Origin of the sequence: Pseudomonas sp. S06B 330 (assembly GCF_002845275.2) — a bacterium.
GTDB lineage: Bacteria > Pseudomonadota > Gammaproteobacteria > Pseudomonadales > Pseudomonadaceae > Aquipseudomonas.
Genome location: NZ_CP088149.1, coordinates 4,964,051 through 4,986,757 on the forward strand (window position 1 = coordinate 4,964,051; position 22,707 = coordinate 4,986,757).

Here is a 22,707-nt window from a genome sequence, read left to right on the forward strand (position 1 = left end):
AAGCAACGAAACGTCCAGCGGACCAAACGGTCAGCAATTACAAGAGCACAATTCACGGGGAGCACCATGCAACTGATCTGGCTGCGCAGTGACCTGCGCGTACACGACAACACCGCGCTGTCGGCGGCCTGCACCCAGGGGCCAACCTTGGCCGTCTGGCTTATCAGTGCCCAGCAGTGGCACAGCCACGATGACGCCCCATGCAAAATCGATTTCTGGCTACGCAATCTAAGGGTCCTGCGCGAGCAGCTTGGTGCATTGAACATTCCGCTACTGGTGCGGGAGGCCGATACCTGGGACAAGGCCCCCGACGTGCTCTTGCAGATCTGCCGAGAACATCAAGTGCAGGCACTGCACCTGAATGAAGAATATGGTGTCAATGAAAGTCGCCGCGATCAGGCCGTCCGCCAGACATTGACACAAGCAGGCATCGCCGTGCAGTGCTACCTGGATCAGTTGTTGTTCAGACCTGGAAGTATCCTCACCCGCAGTGGTGGTTACTTCCAGGTGTTCAGCCAGTTTCGCAAGGCCTGTTACCAGCGCTTGCACATGAGCGTCCCCAATCTGCAATGCTTGCCAACGCCTCAGGCGCCGTTAGCAATTGCCAGCGACACGATTCCCGCCCAAGTGGCAGGGTTCGAGCCACCCGCTTCCAGCCTGAGCGAACTGTGGCCAGCAGGGGAAACCGAGGCCGAAACGCGCCTGCAGCGCTTTATCGACGAATCCGTTGAGGACTATCAGCAGCAACGCGATTTTCCCGCTGTCACGGGCACTAGCCAACTCTCGCCTTACCTCGCAGCCGGGGTCATTTCCCCTCGTCAATGCCTGCATCGGGCGCTGGCGCACAACCTGGGTGAGTTTGACAGTGGTAACCAAGGGCTGGTGACCTGGATCAATGAGCTGCTCTGGCGTGAGTTCTACAAACACATCCTCCACGGCTATCCCCGTGTGTCGCGCCACCGCGCCTTCCGCCAGGAAACCGAGGCACTGCCCTGGCGTCATGCGCCCGAGGAGTTAAAAGCCTGGCAGGAGGGCCGTACCGGTATCCCGATCATTGACGCGGCCATGCGCCAACTGCTCGCCACTGGCTGGATGCACAACCGCCTGCGGATGGTTGTGGCGATGTTTTTGACCAAGAACCTGTTGATCGACTGGCGCGAAGGCGAGCGTTTTTTCATGCGCCACCTAATTGATGGTGACCTGGCGGCCAACAATGGTGGCTGGCAGTGGAGTGCCTCCACAGGAACCGATGCGGTGCCCTACTTCCGGATTTTCAATCCGGTCAGCCAATCCCGTCGCTTCGACAGCCAAGGCTTTTTCATCAGGCGCTGGCTACCCGAACGGGTGGACGTCGACGACAAAAATATTCATTTACCCATGCTATTTGATGGGCTTTTTGCTACAACTCAATACCCACTACCGATTGTGGACCTCGCAAGCAGTCGCCAACGTGCCTTAGTTGCTTTCAAGAATTTATCCACGCGGCAGTTTGAGGAATCGCATCTTGAGTAACCCGATGGCCAGAAGAGTCTGGATTAGCGGTGCCAGCAGCGGCCTTGGGCTGGAGCTGGTCGAACAATTACTGGAACAAGGTGCACAGGTTGCAGCCAGTGGCCCCAGCGCTGAAGCATTGCAGGCTCTGGCTCGCCAGTTCGCTTCCCGATTGCTATTGCTCGATAGCAACCTGACCGAGCCGTTTGCGGCGCAGCAGGCGGCTAAACACATTGCTGATCGCTGGGGGGCGCTTGATTGCCTGATCATCAATGCCGGGACGTGTGACTATCTGGCACCGGATACGCCGGCGGCAGCCATGTTCGAAGGTATTGTCAGAAGTAATCTAAGTGCATCCAGACATTGCCTGGAAAACGCCTTGGCACTCCTGCAGCATGGTCGTTCGCCACAGGTAGTCGGTATTCTCAGTCGCTATTCATCGTTGCAACTGGGTGACCCCAGACAACCGGCAACCTCAGACAACAGCGTGATGCAGTTGCTGAATGCCCAACGCACCGCTCTTGCCGCCAAGTCCATCGGACTGACGATCGTTGCGCCCAAGAGTTTGAATTATTCGCAGACGCCGGTGCAAGTTACCCCGCAAGGCTGGACTGCACAAAGCGCCGCAACGGCGATCCTTGAGCGACTGCCTGATCGCTCAGCCAACCTGGTTCTCGAAGCGCTGCAACTGAACAGTCTCTGGCCGCTTCCCAGGTAAGCTGCGGCCCTGCGAACAATGCAGGGCCGATGTAGCTTTACAGCGACATACGGTAATGAAGTGTGTAGTTTTCTACACCATCGTTAGGCGTTTGCAATCCGGCATTTGAGTAATGAATTGCGCGAATGCCAATCTCATGTCCACCGGCAAAACGCAGACCGAAACCAATGCGGTCTTCGAACTGGAAAGACGATCCCAATTTGTTATCTTCAACTTCGGTGCTGGAGAAAGCTGCGACACCGATGCCGGCTTCTATATAAGGTTTTATCGACTCGCCAGCAAACTCATAGACGAATACCGGCGCAAAGGAAAGACTGTGGTTACTTGCCGTCTCGTCACCTTCCCAATAGGTGTATCCGGCATCCCAATAACCGGTAAGCCGACCAATGCTGCTCTCCCACCAGTTGCTATCCCAATTCGATTGAAGGCCTAGGCGATAGGTCATGGTCGAGTCGCCAGTCTGTCCCAGCGCAAACGTGATATCAGCAGCTTGAGTTGTAAAAGATTGCCCCAGGGTCACGGCCGCAACTGCAGCCAAACAAAGCAGTTTCTTCATGAGAAACGTCCTTTTTCCTAATGCTAATGTTGATTCTTTTGCCTCGTCGGACAAAATTTATAGAAATCGATAGTACGGCGTTAGTTCACAATATCCTGAGTGTTTTTCACACTTTTCACAGGGTGAAGCTTCGCACACTGGCCGATTTATTCCACATCATTGGCAATATCTTTTGCAGATGTTCCGGGCTTGAGCTGGTCCAGAACTGCGCTTCCCGTGCCGGACCGGCAGACAGCAATTGCCGCTCATCCAACAGCCGTTGCAGCTGACGGGCGACGGCTGCACCTGTGTCGATGATAGCAATCGACGGCGGCACCATTTGGGCCAACAGCGGTTTGAGGAAAGGGTAATGCGTGCAGCCGAGAATCAAGGTGTCGCAACCGGCTTCGAGCAACGGTTTTACATAACTCTGGAGCAAGTCACGCACGGTTGGACTTCCCAGATCGCCGGCTTCAATGCATTCGACCAGCCCAGGGCATGGCTGGGTCACGACCCGCACATCATTGGCAAATCGATCCAGCAGGGCTGCGAACTTAGCGCTTTGCAACGTACCCGTGGTAGCCAGCACCCCCACCACGCCACTGCGAGTCGCAGCGGCTGCGGGCTTTACCGCAGGCTCCATACCGACCAATGGCCAATCAGGATATTGTTCCCGCAGGTCAGCAACGGCAGCCACGGTGGCCGTGTTGCAGGCGAGCACCATGGCCTTGGCGCCCTGCTCACGGAAAAACTCGGCCACCAGGCGACAGCGCTGACGAATGAATTCAGGGGATTTCTCGCCGTAGGGGATATGCCCGCAGTCGGCCACGTACAGCAGCGACTCATCGGGCAGCAAGCGCTGGATCTCAGCCAGTACCGACAAACCACCCACGCCGGAATCGAAGACGCCGATCGGCGCTGTAACCTGCTCAGTCATTGTGCCCGCCACACACGCTGCATCCCGGGTCGCGCTTGACACGCAACTCACGGAAACGGCTACCCAAGGCATCAATCAGCAACAACCGACCTACCAGCGGCTGACCAAAATCGGCCAATAGCTTAAGCGCTTCCAGAGCCTGCAGACTGCCTACCAGGCCCACCAACGGACCGAGTACTCCGGCTTCGCTACAGGTCAGCTCGGCTTCACTGCCATGTCCGTAGAGACAGTGATAGCAAGGGCTTTCAGGGCGACGTGGGTCGAACACTGACAACTGCCCTTCCAGGCGAATCGCCGCACCACTGACCAGCGGCTTGCGCGAGGCCACACAGGCAGCATTGACCGCTTCGCGGGTAGCGAAATTGTCGGTGCAGTCGAGCACCAGGTCCACCGCCTGTATGGCGCTAGCCAAGGAATCTTCATCCAGCGCGCTGCGGTGAGCCACCAGGCGCACTTCAGGGTTGATCGCCTGCAAGCGGGTCAACGCCGAGTCGACCTTGCTCTGACCGACCGAGGGCGTGTCATGCAATACCTGGCGTTGCAAGTTGGTCAAGTCGACCGTATCGAAATCCGCCAGGTGCAACTCACCGACACCGGCCGCTGCCAGGTACAACGCCACAGGTGAGCCAAGGCCGCCGAGACCGACAATCAGCACTCGGCTGTTTTTTAGCCGCAATTGCCCGTCGATATCGACCTGAGCCAGAAGGATCTGCCGACTGTAGCGCAACAGCTCCTGATCACTCAGCACGACAGTCGCCCCAGGCTGATGCGCTCATGCCCACCGAAATCGATGCGGCTTTCGATCTGCTCAAAGTCGTGCAGAGCCAGCAACTCACGCACTGCTGCGGCCTGATCGTAACCGTGTTCAAGCAGTAACCAGCCACCAGGCTGCAGATGCGCAGGAGCCTGGCTGATGATAATACGCAGGTCGTCCAGGCCATCGGCGCCGGCGACCAAGGCGCTGCTGGGCTCAAAACGCACATCACCGGACACCAGATGAGGGTCTTCAGCGGCGATATACGGCGGATTGCTGATAATCAGATCAAAGCGCTCCCCCCCCAGGGCGTCGAACCAATGACTGCTACGCACTTGGACATTGTCCAGGCTCAGACGTTGGCGATTGCGCTCGGCCAAGGCCACCGCTTCAAGTACGCGATCGACCGCGCTGACCTGCCACTGCGGCCGCTCGCTGGCCAGGGCCAGGGCGATGGCACCGGTACCGGTGCCCAGATCCAGGACCCGCACCGGCGTTGTGGGCAACAGCTCCAGGGCTGTCTCGACCAGCAACTCGGTGTCCGGACGCGGTATCAGGGTATGCGGTGCCACTTCCAGGTCCAGGTTCCAGAACCCTTGCTGCCCAAGGATGTAGGCTACCGGCTCACCGCTACGACGACGCTGCAGGTATTGGGCGAAGATCAATGCCGCCTCGCTGCTGACAATTCGCTCAGGCCAGGTATGCAGATAACTGCGCGACTTGCCGATGGCCGCGGCCAACAGCAATTCCACGTCCAGACGCGCAGTTGGCGAATCCGGAAGCTCCGCAGCGCGAAGCAGGCTGGCGATAATCGTCATTTACTCACCCAGTGCAGCCAGTTGGTCAGCCTGATATTCAGCCAACAACGGTTCAATCACCGCGTCGACACCACCTGCCAGAACATCATCCAGGGAATACAGGGTCAGGTTGATGCGGTGATCGGTGACCCGGCCCTGTGGATAGTTGTAGGTACGAATTCGCTCGGAACGATCACCCGAGCCCACCAGCAGCTTGCGCTCACTGGCAATTGCATTCTGCGCGGCGCTGGTCTGGATGTCGTTGAGCTTGGCCGACAGCCAGGACATCGCCCGCGCGCGGTTCTTGTGCTGGGAGCGTTCTTCCTGGCATTCGACGACGATGCCAGTGGGCAAGTGGGTGATGCGGATGGCCGAGTCGGTCTTGTTGATGTGCTGACCACCGGCACCGGAAGCGCGATAGGTATCCACTCGCAGGTCCGCCGGGTTGATCTCGATCGCCACCTGCTCGTCGGGCTCTGGCAACACCGCCACGGTGCAGGCGGAGGTGTGGATGCGGCCCTGGGATTCGGTTTCCGGCACACGCTGGACGCGGTGGGCGCCGGACTCGAACTTCAGCTTGCCATAGACATGCTCGCCCTCGACCCGAGCGATGATTTCCTTATAGCCGCCGTGCTCCCCCTCGTTTTCCGAGAGGATTTCCAGGCGCCAGCCACGACGTTCGGCGTATCGCGAGTACATGCGGAACAAGTCGCCGGAGAAGATCGCTGCTTCGTCGCCACCGGTACCGGCACGGATTTCCAGGAATACGTTGCGGCCGTCGTTAGGGTCCTTGGGCAGCAGCATGCGCTGGAGCTGATTCTCAAGCTCGGCCAATTGCGCCTTGGCTTCACGCACTTCTTCCACCGCCATTTCCCGCAGATCGGGGTCGCTGTCCTTGAGCAGCGCCTGCGCACCAGCCAGATCATCCTGGACCTTACGCCACTGAGCGTAGGCGGCAGCCACGGGCTCGACTTCGGCATATTCACGGGAATAGGCACGGAAGCGGGTCTGATCGGAAATGACTTCAGCATCACCCAGCAGGGCGGTCAATTCCTCGAAACGGTCCTGGAGGGTGTCCAGCTTATTGAGCAGCGACGCTTTCATTGCGGGGTTTTATCCGTCGAACCCTCATTGAGGGCAAAGAGTTCCTGGGCCATGGCCAGCGCATCGAGGCGGCCTTCGGCAGAGAGCTTTTTCAGTTGCACACTGGGTGCGTGGAGCAATTTGTTGGTCAGCCCGCGCGCCAGTTGCGCCAGCACTTCTTCGGCGCTGGTACCGTTGGCCAGAAGACGCTGGGCCTTTTGCAACTCTTCATCTCGCAGGCGTTCACTCTGCTGTCGGTACGCCTTGAGCACATCAACGGCGGCCAACTCGCGCAGGCGCACCATGAAATCTTCGGCGCCGACCGAGACCAACTCTTCGGCAGCCTGGGCTGCGCCCTGACGGCTTTTGAGGTTCTCGGCGACGACATCATGCAGGTCATCGACGGTGTAGAGATAGACGTCGTCCAGTTCTCCGACCTCCGGCTCGATGTCGCGTGGTACGGCGATATCGACCATGAAAATCGGTTTGTGCCGGCGCAGCTTCAGTGCACTTTCCACCGCGCCCTTGCCCAGGATCGGTAACTGACTGGCGGTGGAACTGATGACGATATCGCTGTTAACCAGTTCCTGCGGAATATCGGCCAACAGTACCGCATGGGCGCCGAACTGCTCGGCCAGGGTACTGGCGCGCTCCAAGGTTCGGTTGGCCACCACGATACGCCGTACGCCCTGTTCATGCAGGTGCCGCGCGACCAACGTAATGGTTTCACCAGCGCCAATCAGCAATGCCTGACTACGGCCCAGATCACTGAAGATCTGCTTGGCCAGACTGACGGCGGCAAAGGCCACCGACACCGGGTTTTCGCCGATGGCGGTGTCGGTACGCACCTGCTTGGCGGCGCTGAAGGTTGCCTGGAACAGACGCCCCAACAGCGGCCCAATGGTCCCGGCTTCGCGCGCTACGGCATAGGCAGACTTCATCTGACCGAGGATCTGCGGCTCGCCCAGCACCAGCGAGTCAAGCCCGGAGGCGACGCGCATCATGTGCCGCACGGCGTCATGATCTTCATGGATGTAGGCACTGGCGCGCAGCTCATCGAGGCTCAGCTGATGGTACTCAGCCAACCAGCGCAGAATACTCTCTGCCGCCAAGTGATCCTGCTCTATATACAGTTCACTGCGGTTGCAGGTCGAAAGGATCGCAGCTTCGCGGCTGGCGGTCAGTCGGCAGAGCTGCTGCAAGGCTTCCACCAGCTGCTCAGGGGTAAACGCCACGCGCTCGCGTACGTCTACCGAGGCAGTCTTATGGTTGATACCGAGGGCAAGAAAGGCCATGCAAGATCGCTGATTATGACGAGAAGCCGATAATTGTCCTACTTCGCAGGTTTCAGAACAACCACCGCTCGCTATTGTCTCTATAGTCTACCCCTACTGAGACCTTCGCTTATGGGTTTGCCCCGGCGCTTGTGTCATGATGATCCGACCGCTGGTAAGCCGCCCAAATTCTCATATGAATAGATCCTACGCGTTGTTCCTTGCCTTGGCCCTGCTCCAGGGCTGTCAGACCCTGGCCCCCGATTCAACGGACGCCCAGACGCCTGCCGTTGATGCCGCCCAGCAGCCGGACAAGCCTGTGGCTTATGGATCGTTCAGCCAGGAAACCGTCTTCAACCTGTTGACTGCGGAGCTGGCCGGCCAGCGCAATCGCTTCGATATTGCCCTGGACAACTATGTTACTGAAGCAATTAAAACCCAGGATCCGGGCATTTCCGAGCGCGCCTATCGCATCGCCGAATACCTCGGCGCTGATCAGTCCGCCCTGGATACCGCGCTGATCTGGGCAAAAAATGACCCGAACAGCCTCGACGCCCAGCGCGCCGCGGCCATCCAACTGGCACGCGCAGGCCGTTACGATGACTCCATGGTTTACATGGAGAAAGTGCTACAGGGCAAAGGCGATACCCATTTCGATTTCCTCGCACTGTCGGCTGCCGAAACCGATCAGGACACGCGTGACGGCCTGCAGAAAAGCTTCGATCGGCTGCTGCAGAAATACCCGGACAATGGCCAACTGGTGTTTGGTAAAGCCCTGCTTCTGCAACAGGACGGCGACTCCAATGCGGCGCTGACCCTGCTGGAGGAGCATCCACCGGAAGAAGGCGAGATTGCACCGGTGTTGTTGCGCGCGCGCCTGCTGCAAAGCGTCGGTCGCGGCGAAGAAGCCCTGCCGCTACTGCAGAAAACCATCCGCCAGTACCCCGACGACAAGCGCCTGCGCCTGACCTACGCCCGCACATTGGTTGAACAGGATCGTCTGGATGACGCCAAGATCGAGTTTTCCAGCCTGGTCGAGCAATACCCGGATGATGACGAACTGCGCTACTCCCTGGCGCTGATCTGCCTGGAAACCAAGAACTGGGATGAAGCGGCCGGTTATCTGCAAGAACTGATCGAACGTGACAGCCACGTCGACGCGGCGCACCTGAACCTGGGCCGCATCCACGAAGAACGCAACCAGCAACAGGCCGCCCTGGATGAGTACGCTCAGGTCGGCCCGGGTAACGATTACCTGCCCGCGCAACTGCGCCAGGCGGACATCCTCGTTGCCAATGGCCGCAGCAGTGAAGCCTCACGACGCTTGGCCCTGGCCCGCGATACTCAGCCAGACTATGCCATTCAGCTGTACCTGATCGAAGCCGAGGCCCTGGGCAACAACGACAAGGACGCCCAGGCCCTGCAAGTGCTGGAGCAGGCCCTCAAGCAGTACCCCGATGACAACAGCCTGCTGTACACCCGCGCCATGCTGGCGGAAAAGCGCAACGACCTGGCCCAGATGGAAAAGGACTTGCGCAGCATCATCGCCCGCGAGCCGGAAAATGCCATGGCCCTTAATGCCCTGGGCTACACCCTGGCCGATCGCACCACGCGCTATGCCGAAGCCAAGGCACTGATCGACAAGGCTCACCAGATTACTCCGGACGATCCTGCCGTGCTCGACAGCCTGGGCTGGGTCAATTACCGGATGGGCAACCTTGATGAAGCCGAGCGCCTGTTGCGCCAGGCCTTGGAACGCTTCCCCGACCACGAAGTCGCTGCCCACCTGGGTGAAGTGCAGTGGGCCAACGGCAAGCGTCGTGAGGCCCGCCAGACCTGGGCCAAAGGCTTCGAAGCCCAACCCGACAGCCCTATCCTGCGCAAGACTGTTCTGCGCCTGACCGGATCCGAGACTCTTTAAGCCTATGTTTTTGCGCCACTGCATCACCTTCAGCCTGATCGCCCTGCTTGCCGGTTGTGCCGGCTTCGGCTCCCGTGAAGCCCTTCAGGGCCAAGGCAGCCCACAGTTGTGGCGTGAGCACAAACAACAGCTGAGCACCCTGGACGGCTGGCAGATCAACGGCAAAGTGGGCATCCGCGCCCCGAAAGACTCCGGCAGCGGCACCCTGTTCTGGCTGCAACGCCAGGATTATTACGACATTCGCCTGTCCGGCCCGCTGGGTCGCGGCGCTGCCCGATTGACCGGCCGCCCCGGTGGCGTGGTGCTGGAAGTCGCCAACCAGGGCCGTTTTGAAGCCAAGAATCCGGAAGCCCTCCTGGCAGAACAACTCGGCTGGGAGCTGCCGGTTTCGCACCTGGTCTGGTGGGTTCGCGGCTTGCCCGCGCCTGACAGCAAGAGCCAGCTGACCCTGGACAGCGACAGCCGCCTGGCACGCCTCAAACAAGATGGCTGGGATGTGCAATACCTAAGCTATACCGAGCAGAACGGCTACTGGTTGCCCGAGCGCCTCAAGTTGCACGGCCAGAATATCGACGTGACGGTGGTGGTAAAGGACTGGCAGCCACGCCAGCTGGGACATTGAAATGACCCGCCTGACCCTGCCCGCTCCAGCCAAGCTCAACTTGATGCTGCACATCCTCGGTCGCCGCCCTGACGGGTATCACGAGTTGCAGACTCTGTTCCAGTTCCTCGACCATGCTGACGAACTGCAATTCGCCGTCCGCGACGATGGCCAGATCCGCTTGCACAGCGACATTGAAAACGTGCCCCACGACAGCAACTTGATCGTCAAGGCTGCACGCAAGCTGCAACAACTGTCCGGCTGCCCCTTGGGCGCCGACATCTGGCTGACCAAAATCCTGCCCATGGGCGGCGGAATCGGTGGTGGCAGCTCTGATGCGGCCACCACCCTGCTCGGCCTGAACCATCTGTGGAAGCTTGATTGCAGCGAAGATCAACTGGCTGAACTGGGCCTTTCGCTGGGTGCCGATGTCCCGGTTTTCGTTCGCGGCCACGCGGCGTTCGCCGAAGGTGTGGGCGAAAAGTTGACCCCGGTCGACCCGGAAGAACCCTGGTATGTTGTGCTGGTCCCGCAAGTATTTGTTAGTACAGCAGAAATTTTTTCACATCCGCAGTTGACACGTGATTCCTTGCCCATTAAGATGCGCCCCGTTCCCAAGGGAAACAGTCGAAATGACTGCCAACCGGTAGTAGAGCAGAGTTACCCAGAAGTACGTAACTCACTGAGTTTGCTAAGCAAATTCACTGACGCTAGACTCACCGGAACTGGAAGTTGTGTGTTTGGGGCCTTCCCAAGCAAAGCTGAAGCTGATAAAGTTTTGGCCCTTCTTGCAGATACCCAAACAGGATTTGTAGCAAAGGGAAGCAACGTTTCGATGTTGCATCGCAAGCTTCAAAGTCTGCTCTAGGAATCGAGTACAAGGTACTCGCAGCAACAGATACAGGGGCGTCGCCAAGCGGTAAGGCAGCAGGTTTTGATCCTGCCATGCGTTGGTTCGAATCCAGCCGCCCCTGCCATTTTCCTTATACTCATCCAGGTATACCCTCAGCCTTCAGGTACTGCGCGTGTCCAAGATGATGGTCTTTACGGGGAACGCCAACCCCGATCTGGCTCGGCGTGTCGTACGTCAGCTGCATATCCCACTGGGTGATGTTTCTGTCGGTAAATTCTCCGACGGCGAAATCAGCACTGAGATTAATGAAAATGTTCGCGGTAAGGACGTTTTCATCATTCAGCCGACTTGCGCGCCAACCAACGATAATCTGATGGAACTGGTTGTGATGGCCGATGCCTTCCGCCGCTCCTCAGCGTCCCGAATCACTGCCGTGATTCCTTACTTCGGATATGCCCGCCAGGATCGTCGTCCGCGTTCGGCGCGTGTAGCTATCAGCGCCAAAGTCGTCGCTGACATGCTCACCGTCGTAGGTATCGACCGTGTTCTCACTGTCGACCTGCACGCTGACCAAATCCAGGGTTTCTTCGATATTCCGGTAGATAACATCTACGGCTCCCCCGTTCTGGTGGATGACATCGAAGACCAGCGTTTCGAGAACCTCATGATCGTGTCCCCGGACATCGGCGGCGTCGTGCGTGCACGTGCTGTTGCCAAGTCCCTGGGTGTTGATCTGGGTATCATCGACAAACGCCGTGAAAAGGCTAATCACTCCGAAGTGATGCATATCATCGGCGACGTCGAAGGACGTACCTGTATTCTCGTCGACGACATGGTCGACACCGCCGGCACGCTGTGCCACGCGGCCAAAGCCCTGAAAGAGCACGGCGCTGCCAAGGTTTACGCCTATTGCACGCACCCTGTCCTGTCGGGTCGGGCGATCGAGAATATCGAGAACTCCGTGCTGGACGAACTGGTGGTTACCAATACCATCCCGTTGTCCGCTGCTGCACAAGCCTGTGATCGTATCCGTCAACTGGATATCGCACCGGTTGTCGCTGAAGCGGTTCGCCGCATCAGCAACGAAGAATCGATCAGCGCGATGTTCCGCTGAGGGTCCTGCCCTCGCGAACCTCTCGTTGACGAAAAGCGCCCCGCCCCAACACTTGCTGTTGGGGCGGGGCTTTTTTGCCCACCCCGTTTGGCGCTGGTCGCAAACGCCTTCGGGAGATGGCTATTTTGGAGATACAAAATGACTGATTTCACTCTGAACGCCCAAGCGCGTACCGACCTGGGGAAAGGTGCGAGCCGCCGCCTGCGTCGTCTCGCCGCCCAAGTCCCTGCCGTTGTATACGGTGGCGACAAAGAGCCTGCATCCATCACCATGCTGGCTAAAGAAGTGGCCAAACTGTTCGAAAACGAAGCGGCTTTCAGCCACGTTATCGAACTGAACATCGACGGCAAAAAAGAAAACGTCGTTGTTAAAGCCATGCAGCGTCACCCAGCCAAGCAGTTCATCATGCACGCTGACTTCGTTCGCGTTGTTGCTGGCCAGAAGCTGACCGCTATCGTTCCTGTGCACTTCATCAACGAAGAAGCACCGGTCAAGAAAGGCGGCGAAATCTCCCACGTAGTGGCCGAGATCGAAGTTTCCTGCGAAGCCAAAGACCTGCCTGAGTTCATCGAAGTCGACATGGCCAAGGCTGAAGTCGGCACCATCGTTCACCTGTCGGACCTCAAAGCTCCGAAAGGCGTCGAGTTCGTCGCTCTGGCTCACGGTAACGACCTGGCTGTTGCCAACGTTCACGCTCCGCGTGTTGCGCCTGAAGCTGCAGAAGGCGCTGCTGAGTAATCTCAGCACGCCGGCGTTGATCGGGTTACAGTGCCCCGCACTGTAACCCCCAACTCCAAGGAAGAGCCCCTGACGTGACCGCCATCCAACTGATCGTCGGCCTGGGAAACCCTGGCCCCGAATACGAACAGACCCGGCATAACGCAGGGGCTCTTTTCGTAGAACGCATTGCCAGCGCCCAGCGTGTCAATCTGACTGCTGACCGCAAATATTTCGGCCTGACAGCTAAATTCAGCTTTCAGGGCAACGACGTTCGTCTGCTGATCCCGACCACCTTCATGAACCGCAGCGGTCAATCCGTTGCTGCACTGGCGAATTTTTTCCGCATCCCGCCAGATGCCATCCTGGTGGCCCACGACGAACTCGACCTGCCCCCCGGCGTCGCCAAACTCAAGAAAGGCGGCGGCCATGGTGGGCACAACGGCTTGCGCGACATTATTGCGCAGCTCGGCAACAACAACGACTTTCACCGTCTGCGGCTTGGCATTGGCCACCCGGGTGACAGCAGTAGGGTCTCCGGTTTTGTCCTGGGCAAGGCGCCACGCGCCGAACAGGAGAAACTGGACGCCAGTATCGATTTTGCCCTCGGCGTGCTGCCGGACATCCTCGCCGGCGACTGGACGCGTGCGATGAGAGAGCTGCACAGCCAGAAGGCCTGACTCCACGAAGAGGGATTCACCATGGGTTTCAATTGCGGCATCGTCGGTCTGCCCAACGTCGGCAAGTCCACCCTGTTCAACGCCTTGACCAAATCGGGCATCGCGGCAGAGAACTTCCCCTTCTGCACCATCGAGCCGAACAGCGGCATCGTACCGATGCCTGATGCGCGCCTGGATGCGCTGGCAGCCATCGTCAAGCCGAACCGCGTGCTGCCGACCACCATGGAATTCGTCGACATCGCAGGCCTGGTAGCCGGCGCCTCGAAAGGTGAAGGCCTGGGCAACAAGTTCCTGGCCAACATCCGTGAAACCGACGCCATTGCCCACGTGGTGCGCTGCTTCGAAGACGAGAACGTGATTCACGTCTCCAACAGCGTCGACCCTAAGCGCGATATCGAAATCATCGACCTGGAACTGATCTTCGCCGACCTCGACAGCTGCGAGAAGCAACTGCAGAAAGTCGCGCGCAATGCCAAGGGTGGTGACAAGGACGCGCTGGCACAGAAAGCCGTCCTCGAAAAACTGATCCCGCACTTCACTGAAGGCAAGCCGGCACGCAGCCTGATGAAAAGCATGGGTGACGATGAGAAAGCGCTGATCCGTGGCTTCCACCTGCTGACCAGCAAGCCAGTCATGTACATCGCCAACGTCGCTGAAGACGGCTTCGACAACAACCCGCACCTGGATGTCGTGCGCGCCATCGCTGAAGAAGAAGGCGCTGTGGTAGTGCCGGTGTGCAACAAGATCGAAGCAGAAATCGCTGAACTCGACGAAGGCGAAGAAAAAGACATGTTCCTCGAGGCCCTGGGCCTGGAAGAGCCTGGCCTGAACCGTGTAATCCGCGCTGGTTACGGCCTGCTCAACCTGCAGACCTACTTCACGGCTGGCGTGCAGGAAGTTCGCGCCTGGACCGTCCGTGTCGGCGCAACGGCCCCTCAGGCAGCCGGTGTGATCCACACCGACTTCGAAAAAGGCTTCATCCGTGCCGAAGTGGTCGCCTATGACGACTTCATCCAGTACAAGGGTGAAAGCGGCGCGAAGGAAGCCGGAAAATGGCGCCTGGAAGGCAAGGACTACATCGTCAAAGACGGTGACGTGATGCACTTCCGCTTCAACGTCTAAGCTGCTCCAGGCTCCTGCTAGAGCCCGCTGAACACAAAACCCCTTGAGGCCAATCTGCCTCAAGGGGTTTTTCATTTCTATTGCCCTCAATCAGACGCCCTGCCCGTGTCCATGCCTATACTCAGACCCACTTTCAATCACGAGGACTCAGCGCATGGCCAAAAAGCAGAAGAACAAAGAACACAGCGTAGAGCGGCTCCCGCGTAAGGATTACGATCAGCAACTCAAGGACCTGCACGTCGAGTTGGTCAAGCTGCAGCAGTGGGTTGTAGCCGAGGGTTTGAAAGTCTGCGTGGTCTTCGAGGGCCGCGATGGCGCCGGCAAGGGTGGCACCATCAAGGCCATTACCGAGCGAGTCAGCCCGCGGGTGTTCCGGGTTGTCGCCCTGCCGGCACCAACCGAGCGGGAAAAAAGCCAGATGTATGCCCAACGCTACATTCAGCACATGCCGTCGGCGGGCGAAGTAGTGATCTTCGACCGCAGCTGGTACAACCGCGCTGGCGTCGAACGGGTCATGGGCTTTTGCTCCGAAGACAAAGCGAAGAAGTTTCTCACCGTGGTGCCGCTGTTCGAAAAGATGCTGGTCGAGTCCGGCATCATCCTCATCAAGTATTGGCTGGAAGTGAGCGCTGAAGAACAGCAGCGGCGTCTTGAGGAACGTATCACCGATGGTCGCAAAATCTGGAAGCTGTCACCAATGGACCTGAAGTCGTTCAGCCGCTGGGATGAATACACCCGCGCACGCGATGATATGTTCGCCGCTTCCGATTCCTCCTGGGCGCCTTGGTACATGGCGAACTCAGAAGACAAGCGCCGAGTACGCCTGAACATCATCCAACACTTGCTTGAGCAAGTGCCTTACAAAGACATCACCCAAGATCAAAAGATCAAGCTGCCCAAGCGCGGAAAAATCGGCTCCTACAAAGAGGCTAATTATCCGTTCCGGATGGTTCCCGAACGCTCCTGATCAAGTCGATCGTTAACAAAGCCCCGCCTGCGCTTGCCGAGACGGGGCTTTGTGCTTCCACGCCTGCGATATCGCTCAGCCAACCATGCCACGCTCAAGACTACAGGGCAGGCCGAAACAGATTCTCGAGAACCCACAGCAGCACCCCGCTGTAAGAGCGCAAGGGCCATCAACTCACGCTATAAACACTCAGACACTGTGATACCAGGCAACACCATCGTCATCATCACTCACCCGCACCTGCCCACGGTGCAGCAGAAAATTGAGGTTGGCCAGACACTCACCGGTTGCCATGGTCAACAACGAGTCATCGATGGTGCGCTTGAACAATACGCTAAACAGATCCACCGCCCGCTTTGGCCCTTCAAGCAGCGTTTGCTGCAGTCGCTCGACTGCCCGGTACTGACTGTTATGCAACTGATCGAGCCTTGCATGCAACGGTTTGAACGGTTCGTTGTGCGACGGCAGCACCAGGACATCATTGGGGATCTGTTGCCGCAGTTTTTCCAGAGAGCTCAACCACAATGCCAGCGGATCGGCGCTGGGCTCGGAGGGAAACACCGAGATGTTGGATGAAATGCGCGGCAGCACCTGATCACCAGAAATCAGCAATTGCAGGGCCGGGCAATAGAAGCAGGCGTGCTCAGGTGAATGCCCCTCGCCCACCACCACCTGCCACTCATGCTCACCAATACGCAGGGTGTCGCCATCACGCAAACGTCGATAACCTTGCGGCATGGTCGAGATGTAACGCCCAAAACCGCCGAAGCGTAAGCGGTAGTTCTCGATAGCCACCGCATTCCACCCGGCGCGCCGGTAGAAGTTCACGCCCAGCGCAGGTGCGGCACGCCCACAGTCAGCAACCAGCACTCGGCAATTCATGTACTCGCCAAGGGTCATCCACAATTCACAGCCATGTGTCTCGCTCAACCACCCTGCCATGCCGACATGATCGGGGTGCATGTGAGTGACGAACACCCGGGTAATGGCCAGGCCACCCAACGGCCCATCAGCGGCGAGCAACGCCTGCCAGGCACTGACCGTATCAGGGGTGTGCATACCGGTGTCGAAGATCGCCCACCCCGCGTCGTCACGCACCGCCCACAGGTTGATGTGATCCAGCGACATCGGCAGTGGCATGCGCAGCCACAGTACCCCTGGCACGACTTCCACAGCCGCGCCAGGATCGGGAGTCGGGCCGCAGGGATAGACCAGCGGTTTGCGCTCTTCGCTCATTGGAACTCCGGTTCATGCTGTTTGATTCACCGCAAACCACCCACGCAGCTCAGCTGTCGAACGACCTCAGTCTCGCGTACCGGTCAAAGGCAGCATAACGTGCCTGACGGTCGCGCATCACCTTGATCATCGCCACCTGCGGGTCCCTGGCCAACACCAGACGGCCGCGGTTAGCCACCAGATGATCGAGCAGGCGCTCCTTTTCTTCAGCCAGGCATTCAGGATTACGGTCGTACCCCGTGCCGACCTCCAATGCCAACCAGTGGGTGCCAGGAATGAGGTCGCCGGCAAACACCACACAACCTCCAGGCAGGTCTATTTCAGGCAGCAGTTGCCCAGGCGTATGGCCATCGCTGAAGTGAAAGCGCCAACCGCTGCCAAGCACGTCTCTACCTTCCTCATCGACCAGTTCCAGGCGAGAGCTGCTCTGCAATTGGCTGAGGATCGGCGCCAGGAACAACGCCCGGTCACGCGGGTGCGGACGCAACGCTCGCAGCCAGTGACGCTTGCCAGTGATGTAACGCGCCGCGGGAAAGAGCAGGCGCGGTGCATCGCCTTCCTTGATAGCGTGGTGCAACTCTGCTGACAGCAAGGCATGTAGATGAGTCAGCACCACGGCATGGATATCGCTCTCGCCCAAACCATGTCGCGCCAAACTATCCAGCAGGCCAGGTGGGTGTTTCTGGCAACGACAGGTGCGTGGCAACGGTGCCAACAGCGCATCGCTGCCGGCCAGAACCAGAATGTTCATGCCATCTTGCTGCACCAGCAGCCCGCGTGAAGGCAGCTCCACCTGGTTCTCGTGGTCTGGCTCGATCCAGTCAGCCCAGCATTTTCGCGGGGTGCTACCGAACATGACGCCGCCATCAAGCGTTCGACTACCGCTGGAAAGGGTAGAAATACTCCGGTTCACTGCGCGCACCTCTTTAATTCAAGCCATTCGCGCGCCTGGCCACGGCATGAGGTCGACGCTTGACGAATAATTGCAGCCTAGTGCCCCAGCATGCGCCAGCGCCCCACCCGCATGGAGTGGGTGGGTGGGGCCTGCCCAGTGACTATTCCGCCGCCCTGAGCCGGTAAGCTTTGCGATGGGCACCGCGGGCAAAGCAAACGAACAACGCCGCCATGATCGCCAATGCCATGGGCAAACCGTGCGGTGCGACATTCATCGCCGCGCCACTGACCAACGGCCCCACCAGGCTACCCACGCCCCACAACAAGCCGACGCTGGCGTTGGCCGTGACCAGGTCCTGGCCTTTGAACTGCTGACCGATCAGCACCAGCGCCAGGGTATATACCCCGCCCGCCACCGCCCCCAATAGCACCAGTGCTGGCCATAGCAGCCACTGCACCTGCAACAGCCAGGGCAAGGCGATACCAATCAGCATCGCCACCACACCACATACCAAATGCACCTTGGTCCTTTCGCTACGGTCGGCGAGCCAGCCCAGGGGCAGCTGGAACAACATGTCGCCGGTCAGAATCACCGTCACCATCAATGCCGCGACACCAACAGCAAAGCCATGACTGGAGGCATACACCGGCATCAACGACAGGATCACCGCATCAAAGAAGGAGAAGAACAACACGCCCATACACAGCGCCGGTGCGACGCGAAAGAAGCCCGCCAGCGAGAAACTCTTCCCGCCCTCTTCTCCGTGCTCAACGTGATCACTAGGCACGGTCAGCACAATACAGACCAGCGCCAAGCCATAGCAGGCCGTGACCACTGCGCTTACCCACACGCTCTGCGCCCCGACCAGCGCCAACATGGCTGGGCCGAGCATCTGAAAGCCGGTGAAGGCGGTGGCATACAACGCCATAACCTTGCCACGGTTATGCTCCGGGCTCAGCTCATTGACCCATGACTCGCCCAGAATGATCGCGATCCCCATGCCGATCCCCAAGCCCAGACGCAGCACACCCAGCAGGTAGATCGACGAGAACGCCCATTCGAGCAGACCGATGCTCAAGGTGCACAAGCCGAAGCACAGCAGGTAGATGGTACGTCGGGTCAGGTGCCGACAACAGGCGTCAACCATGAACGCCGAGAGCATCATCCCCGCCGCCGGAATGGCCGAAACGATACCGATCTGCAAGGTACTGGCGCCCGCTTCAAGCAGACGCAAAGACACCAGTGGCAGGCTTGCCCCAAGGCTGAAACCCACCACCGACACGGCGAACAACAGGCCCGCCAGAAAACGCTTGTCCATCACAACTTCACCCACAGGCGCAGGGACGACATCACCCTGGCCCGCTCAAACATGCCCCTAAAAATGTTGGTGCAGCAAAGCCCGGCCACGGCCAAGTGCCGGGCGCAAGGCTGCCGGTCAGCAGCTAAATGCGGGTGGGGAGAAGGTGAAGGCGAACAACACGCTGCGCCGACGCTTGAGCACGGTGTCGCTCGGCCAATCGCAGCAGCGGGTCAGGATGACCGGCTGGCAGTGCGCGAATGTAAGGCTGAAGCGGCTCATACGTCGGTTACACAGGAAAGAATGGGCGGCACTCTAGGAGAACCCATGCCACCCGTCAATAGCCCGTGCTTGAGCCCTTAGCGCTTGCCGGTGGACGGCAGCAGGATCGCCAGCAGACCGAACAGCGGCAGGTACGAGCACAGGCTGTAGACATACTCGATACCTTTGAAGTCCGCCAGGTAGCCAAGCAATGCCGCACCGATCCCGCCGAAGCCGAACATCAGGCCGAAGAAAATCCCGGCAATCATGCCGACATTACCCGGTACCAGCTCCTGGGCATACACCACGATGGCGGAAAACGCCGAAGCCAGGATAAAGCCGATGATGACGCTAAGCACGCTGGTCCAGAACAGGTCGACATAAGGCAGCAGCAAGGTGAACGGGGCGACGCCAAGGATCGAAAACCAGATCACCGCCTTGCGTCCGATGCGGTCACCGATCGGTCCGCCGAAGAAGGTTCCCGCTGCCACCGCACCAAGGAACAGGAACAAGTGCAATTGCGAGCTGGCCACCGAAATGTCGAACTTCTCGATCAGGTAGAAGGTGAAGTAACTGGTGAAGCTGGACATGTAGAAGTACTTGGAGAACACCAGCAGCCCCAGCACCACCAACGCGCCAATCACGCGCTGGCGAGAAAGGCCATGCGTTGCACGCTGGCCTTGCTTGGCCTTGAACAGGTTCAGGTGCTCACGGTACCAACGGCTCAAGCCGTAGGTTACCAGCACCGCAAACACCGCAAACAGGCCGAACCAGACCACATTACCCTGGCCGAACGGAATGATGATCGCCGCCGCCAGCAGCGGCCCCAATGCGGAACCGGCATTGCCTCCGACCTGAAAGGTCGACTGCGCCAAACCAAAACGCCCGCCCGAGGCTAGGCGGGCAATCCGCGAGGTTTCCGGGTGGAAGGTCGACGAACCAATGCCGATCAGCGCTGCTGCCAACAGAATCATTGGAAAGCTGCCGACATACGCCAACATTACGATCCCCACCAGCGTGCACAAGGTGCCCAGCGGCAGCAGATTCGGCATCGGCTTGCGGTCGGTATAAAAACCTACCCAAGGTTGCAACAGCGAGGCGGTGATCTGGAAGGTCAGGGTAATCATCCCCACCTGGGCAAAACTTAGCCCGTAGTTAGCCTTGAGCATGGGATAGATCGACGGCAGTACGGCCTGGATCAAGTCGTTGATCAGGTGCGCCAAGGCGCATGCGGCGATGATGCGCATGACCAACGGACTGCTCTGTGCGCTTGAGGTGCTTATGGGAGAAGTGGACGCGGCACTGCTTACAGCCATGGCATGGTCTTCCATCCGGTAGGTGGGATCCAATTATCCAGAATTCGTTAGCAAGCGCACTATTCTTTTCGACGGGCGTTAATTTAAATCGGCCTCGATCAGCCCGGCAGCGCGATCACTGCCCTGCTCAGCAGTCAGAACCTACGCCGGAGCAAACGTGGCGGACTGGGGATAATACCCACTGATGAACACGTGCAAATACGAAGCCTGAGCAGATGTGCGGCTAAGCGGTTGATCGCGCGTAAAAAATTTTCAAAACAAGTGTTGACACAACTTCGTTTCGAGCGAATAATGCGCGCCACTTGGCTACATAGCTCAGTTGGTTAGAGCATAGCATTCATAATGCTGGGGTCCGGGGTTCAAGTCCCTGTGTAGCCACCAAGTACCGAAAAATGGCTTACCGCAAGGTAGGCCATTTTTTTTGCCTGATACTCCTTCCCTTCGCCTGCCCCCTTTAGGGCTGCTCAAGCGAGACCCGGGTCACCCACGGCGTATAGTGCTCGACCTTGATCGGCAAGCTGCGCGCCAGCAGGCGCAATGCTCGCTGACTGTCATCGGTCGGCAGTAGCCCTGTGACCCGCAGTAGCTGCAAGGCCCTGGCATCAAACAGCAGGCAGCCATGATGGTTACGCGCCAGGCGCTCAAGCACCTGATCCAGTGATTGGTCGCGCACCAACAACTGATGCCGCTCCCAGGCCTGCTCCAACTCCGCTGCATCGATGCCCTGTGACACGCCAGGACCTGCCGTATCGAAGCGCAGCGTTTGCCCGGCTGCAACCGTCATGCGTTTGCCACCACTGTTGATTTCGGCCGTGCCATCGATCACCGACACATGGCTGGCATCGGGCAACTGCTCTACGAATAAACGGCCACGGTAGGTATGGACACTGCCGTGTTCGGTCAAAACCCGTAAAGGCCGTGTCGTATCCATGGCCACCTCCAAGCGGATCTCCCCTTGTACCAGGCGCACCGTACGCCCTTGGCCATCAAACTGCAGATCCACCGCCGAGCTGCCGTCCAGACTGATGCGACTGCCATCGGCCAGTGGCTGGCTGCTGCGCTGGCCATTGCTGGTACTAATGTCGGCCAGCAGGTAAGACGGTGGGAACTGCTGCAATGCCACCCCTACCGGCAACAGCAATAACGCTACCAGTGCCAGCGCCTTGATTGGCTGACGCCGCACACGTCGCCGGGCCATGTGGTCGAGGGCCGCCTGCGCAGGCTCATGGGGCGCATAGCGCAGCGCGGCGAGGTTGGCCTGCAAGCGCTCGATAGCCTCCATGTGTTCCGGGTCAGCTGCAAGCCAGACCCGAAACGCATTACGCTCGGCCGCCCCCACGTCGCCCTCCAGGCGCACCAGCCATTCGGCGGCCTCTTGCAACGCTTGCGCAGACGGTGATTTGCTCATCGGCACGCCATCTTGCCCCTCAACGCACGTTAGCCAGCACCACCGCCAGTCCTAGGCCGATCAGCGCCACACCAATCACCCGGTCGACCAGCAACTGGCGATCGAGCATGACCCGACGCAAAGATGACGAGGAAAAGAACAGCGCAACCAGGCTGAACCAGAGCCAGTGAGCCACGGACATGAACAGGCCATAACCCAGACTGGTCGCCAGCGAACTGCCCGGCTGCACCACCTGAGTGTAGGCACTGACCACGAACAGCATGGTCTTGGGGTTCAGGGCATTGGTCAGAAAACCCGAGCGAAACGCGGCGATCACCCCGAGCTGGCGGGTAGTGGTGCCGCCTTCCAGGGAAATCCGTGTGGTGTTGGTCAACGATTTATAGCCCAGATAGATCAAATAACCCGCCCCCAGCACCTTCATCGCCAGAAACAACGCCGGGGTCTGACTGATGATCAGGGCGATGCCCAGTACCGTGTACAGCACATGCACCTGTACGCCCAGGGCGATGCCCAGCGCCGCAGATAACCCAGCGCGTCGCCCAAAGGCATAACTGCTGCGGGTAACCATGGCAAAGTCTGCGCCGGGGCTGATCACCGCCAGGACAGTAAACAGGGCAACGGCAATGAGTTCGTTCACAAAAAGCTCCTCGATCTGCTAGGTAACTGCACAGATAGTTCGGTGCGATGCCATTATCGAAAGCTTCGTACAAGGCCAAAAGCGATTTATAGT

22 protein-coding genes and 2 tRNA genes are annotated in these 22,707 nt (G+C 58.9%); 12 read left to right on the plus strand and 12 right to left on the minus strand.

Features of this window, described 5'->3' with window-relative positions; translation table 11 throughout:
• Positions 1-66 precede the first annotated feature (66 nt).
• Together phrB and CX511_RS22375 are read left to right on the plus strand one after the other, a co-directional pair.
• The gene (phrB, locus tag CX511_RS22370; protein WP_045188043.1) at positions 67-1,512 is read left to right on the plus strand and encodes a deoxyribodipyrimidine photo-lyase; all 1,446 of its coding nucleotides are present in this window, start codon (positions 67-69) and stop codon (positions 1,510-1,512) included.
• 4 nt (positions 1,513-1,516) lie between these two features.
• Complete coding sequence (locus CX511_RS22375; RefSeq protein ID WP_052675635.1) at positions 1,517-2,209, plus strand: SDR family NAD(P)-dependent oxidoreductase; 693 nt, start codon at positions 1,517-1,519, stop codon at positions 2,207-2,209.
• A 37-nt stretch (positions 2,210-2,246) separates the two neighbouring features.
• Here the strand turns inward: CX511_RS22375 and CX511_RS22380 are convergent, their stop codons facing one another.
• The 6 genes from CX511_RS22380 to hemA form a co-directional block, all read right to left on the minus strand.
• Complete coding sequence (locus CX511_RS22380) at positions 2,247-2,765, minus strand: acyloxyacyl hydrolase (RefSeq protein ID WP_045188039.1); 519 nt, start codon at positions 2,763-2,765, stop codon at positions 2,247-2,249.
• 115 nt (positions 2,766-2,880) lie between these two features.
• Positions 2,881-3,681: a glutamate racemase gene (murI, locus tag CX511_RS22385; protein WP_101292416.1), complete on the minus strand. Its 801-nt coding sequence runs from the start codon at positions 3,679-3,681 to the stop codon at positions 2,881-2,883.
• Positions 3,674-4,429: a molybdopterin-synthase adenylyltransferase MoeB gene (locus tag CX511_RS22390; protein WP_045188034.1), complete on the minus strand. Its 756-nt coding sequence runs from the start codon at positions 4,427-4,429 to the stop codon at positions 3,674-3,676. The genes murI and CX511_RS22390 overlap by 8 nt, the downstream gene beginning before the upstream one ends.
• Positions 4,423-5,253, minus strand: a complete 831-nt coding sequence (gene prmC, locus CX511_RS22395; protein WP_045188032.1) for a peptide chain release factor N(5)-glutamine methyltransferase — start codon at positions 5,251-5,253, stop codon at positions 4,423-4,425. The genes CX511_RS22390 and prmC overlap by 7 nt, the downstream gene beginning before the upstream one ends.
• Positions 5,254-6,336 (minus strand): peptide chain release factor 1, encoded by a 1,083-nt coding sequence (gene prfA, locus CX511_RS22400; RefSeq protein WP_045188030.1) that lies wholly within the window; start codon positions 6,334-6,336, stop codon positions 5,254-5,256.
• Positions 6,333-7,610, minus strand: a complete 1,278-nt coding sequence (hemA, locus tag CX511_RS22405; RefSeq protein ID WP_045188028.1) for a glutamyl-tRNA reductase — start codon at positions 7,608-7,610, stop codon at positions 6,333-6,335. The genes prfA and hemA overlap by 4 nt, the downstream gene beginning before the upstream one ends.
• A gap of 175 nt (positions 7,611-7,785) precedes the next feature.
• Between hemA and CX511_RS22410 the strand changes: the two genes are divergently transcribed.
• The 9 genes from CX511_RS22410 (at position 7,786) to ppk2 (ending at position 15,564) form a co-directional block, all read left to right on the plus strand.
• On the plus strand, positions 7,786-9,510 hold the full coding sequence (locus CX511_RS22410; protein ID WP_101292414.1) for a tetratricopeptide repeat protein: 1,725 nt from the start codon (positions 7,786-7,788) through the stop codon (positions 9,508-9,510).
• Positions 9,511-9,514: 4 nt separating this feature from the next.
• Positions 9,515-10,132 (plus strand): lipoprotein insertase outer membrane protein LolB, encoded by a 618-nt coding sequence (lolB, locus tag CX511_RS22415; RefSeq protein WP_045188023.1) that lies wholly within the window; start codon positions 9,515-9,517, stop codon positions 10,130-10,132.
• Position 10,133: 1 nt separating this feature from the next.
• Positions 10,134-10,979, plus strand: coding sequence for a 4-(cytidine 5'-diphospho)-2-C-methyl-D-erythritol kinase (ispE, locus tag CX511_RS22420; RefSeq protein WP_101292412.1), 846 nt, complete (start codon positions 10,134-10,136; stop codon positions 10,977-10,979).
• 34 nt (positions 10,980-11,013) lie between these two features.
• Positions 11,014-11,088, plus strand: a tRNA-Gln gene (locus CX511_RS22425).
• 48 nt (positions 11,089-11,136) lie between these two features.
• Positions 11,137-12,078, plus strand: coding sequence for a ribose-phosphate pyrophosphokinase (locus CX511_RS22430; protein WP_009405962.1), 942 nt, complete (start codon positions 11,137-11,139; stop codon positions 12,076-12,078).
• 138 nt (positions 12,079-12,216) lie between these two features.
• Positions 12,217-12,816: a 50S ribosomal protein L25/general stress protein Ctc gene (locus CX511_RS22435; protein WP_045188018.1), complete on the plus strand. Its 600-nt coding sequence runs from the start codon at positions 12,217-12,219 to the stop codon at positions 12,814-12,816.
• A 74-nt stretch (positions 12,817-12,890) separates the two neighbouring features.
• Positions 12,891-13,475, plus strand: a complete 585-nt coding sequence (gene pth, locus CX511_RS22440) for an aminoacyl-tRNA hydrolase (protein WP_045188016.1) — start codon at positions 12,891-12,893, stop codon at positions 13,473-13,475.
• 21 nt (positions 13,476-13,496) lie between these two features.
• Positions 13,497-14,597, plus strand: a complete 1,101-nt coding sequence (ychF, locus tag CX511_RS22445; protein WP_045188014.1) for a redox-regulated ATPase YchF — start codon at positions 13,497-13,499, stop codon at positions 14,595-14,597.
• A 154-nt stretch (positions 14,598-14,751) separates the two neighbouring features.
• Positions 14,752-15,564, plus strand: a complete 813-nt coding sequence (gene ppk2 / locus CX511_RS22450) for a polyphosphate kinase 2 (RefSeq protein ID WP_045188012.1) — start codon at positions 14,752-14,754, stop codon at positions 15,562-15,564.
• 189 nt (positions 15,565-15,753) lie between these two features.
• Here the strand turns inward: ppk2 and CX511_RS22455 are convergent, their stop codons facing one another.
• The 4 genes from CX511_RS22455 to CX511_RS22470 form a co-directional block, all read right to left on the minus strand.
• Positions 15,754-16,800, minus strand: coding sequence for an MBL fold metallo-hydrolase (locus tag CX511_RS22455; protein ID WP_101292776.1), 1,047 nt, complete (start codon positions 16,798-16,800; stop codon positions 15,754-15,756).
• Between the two features lie 49 nt (positions 16,801-16,849).
• Positions 16,850-17,656, minus strand: a complete 807-nt coding sequence (locus tag CX511_RS22460) for an MBL fold metallo-hydrolase (protein ID WP_177327817.1) — start codon at positions 17,654-17,656, stop codon at positions 16,850-16,852.
• A gap of 199 nt (positions 17,657-17,855) precedes the next feature.
• Complete coding sequence (locus tag CX511_RS22465) at positions 17,856-19,013, minus strand: MFS transporter (RefSeq protein ID WP_101292778.1); 1,158 nt, start codon at positions 19,011-19,013, stop codon at positions 17,856-17,858.
• A gap of 338 nt (positions 19,014-19,351) precedes the next feature.
• Positions 19,352-20,569, minus strand: a complete 1,218-nt coding sequence (locus CX511_RS22470) for an MFS transporter (protein WP_101292827.1) — start codon at positions 20,567-20,569, stop codon at positions 19,352-19,354.
• Between the two features lie 304 nt (positions 20,570-20,873).
• Here CX511_RS22470 and CX511_RS22475 point away from each other — a divergent pair.
• Positions 20,874-20,950: transfer RNA gene (locus tag CX511_RS22475), tRNA-Met, on the plus strand.
• Positions 20,951-21,023: 73 nt separating this feature from the next.
• Here the strand turns inward: CX511_RS22475 and CX511_RS22480 are convergent.
• A complete protein-coding gene (locus CX511_RS22480; protein ID WP_045188003.1) occupies positions 21,024-21,977 on the minus strand; it encodes a FecR family protein in 954 nt (317 codons plus the stop codon).
• A gap of 19 nt (positions 21,978-21,996) precedes the next feature.
• Positions 21,997-22,614, minus strand: a complete 618-nt coding sequence (locus tag CX511_RS22485) for a LysE family translocator (protein WP_045188001.1) — start codon at positions 22,612-22,614, stop codon at positions 21,997-21,999.
• Between the last annotated feature and the right edge of the window lie 93 nt (positions 22,615-22,707).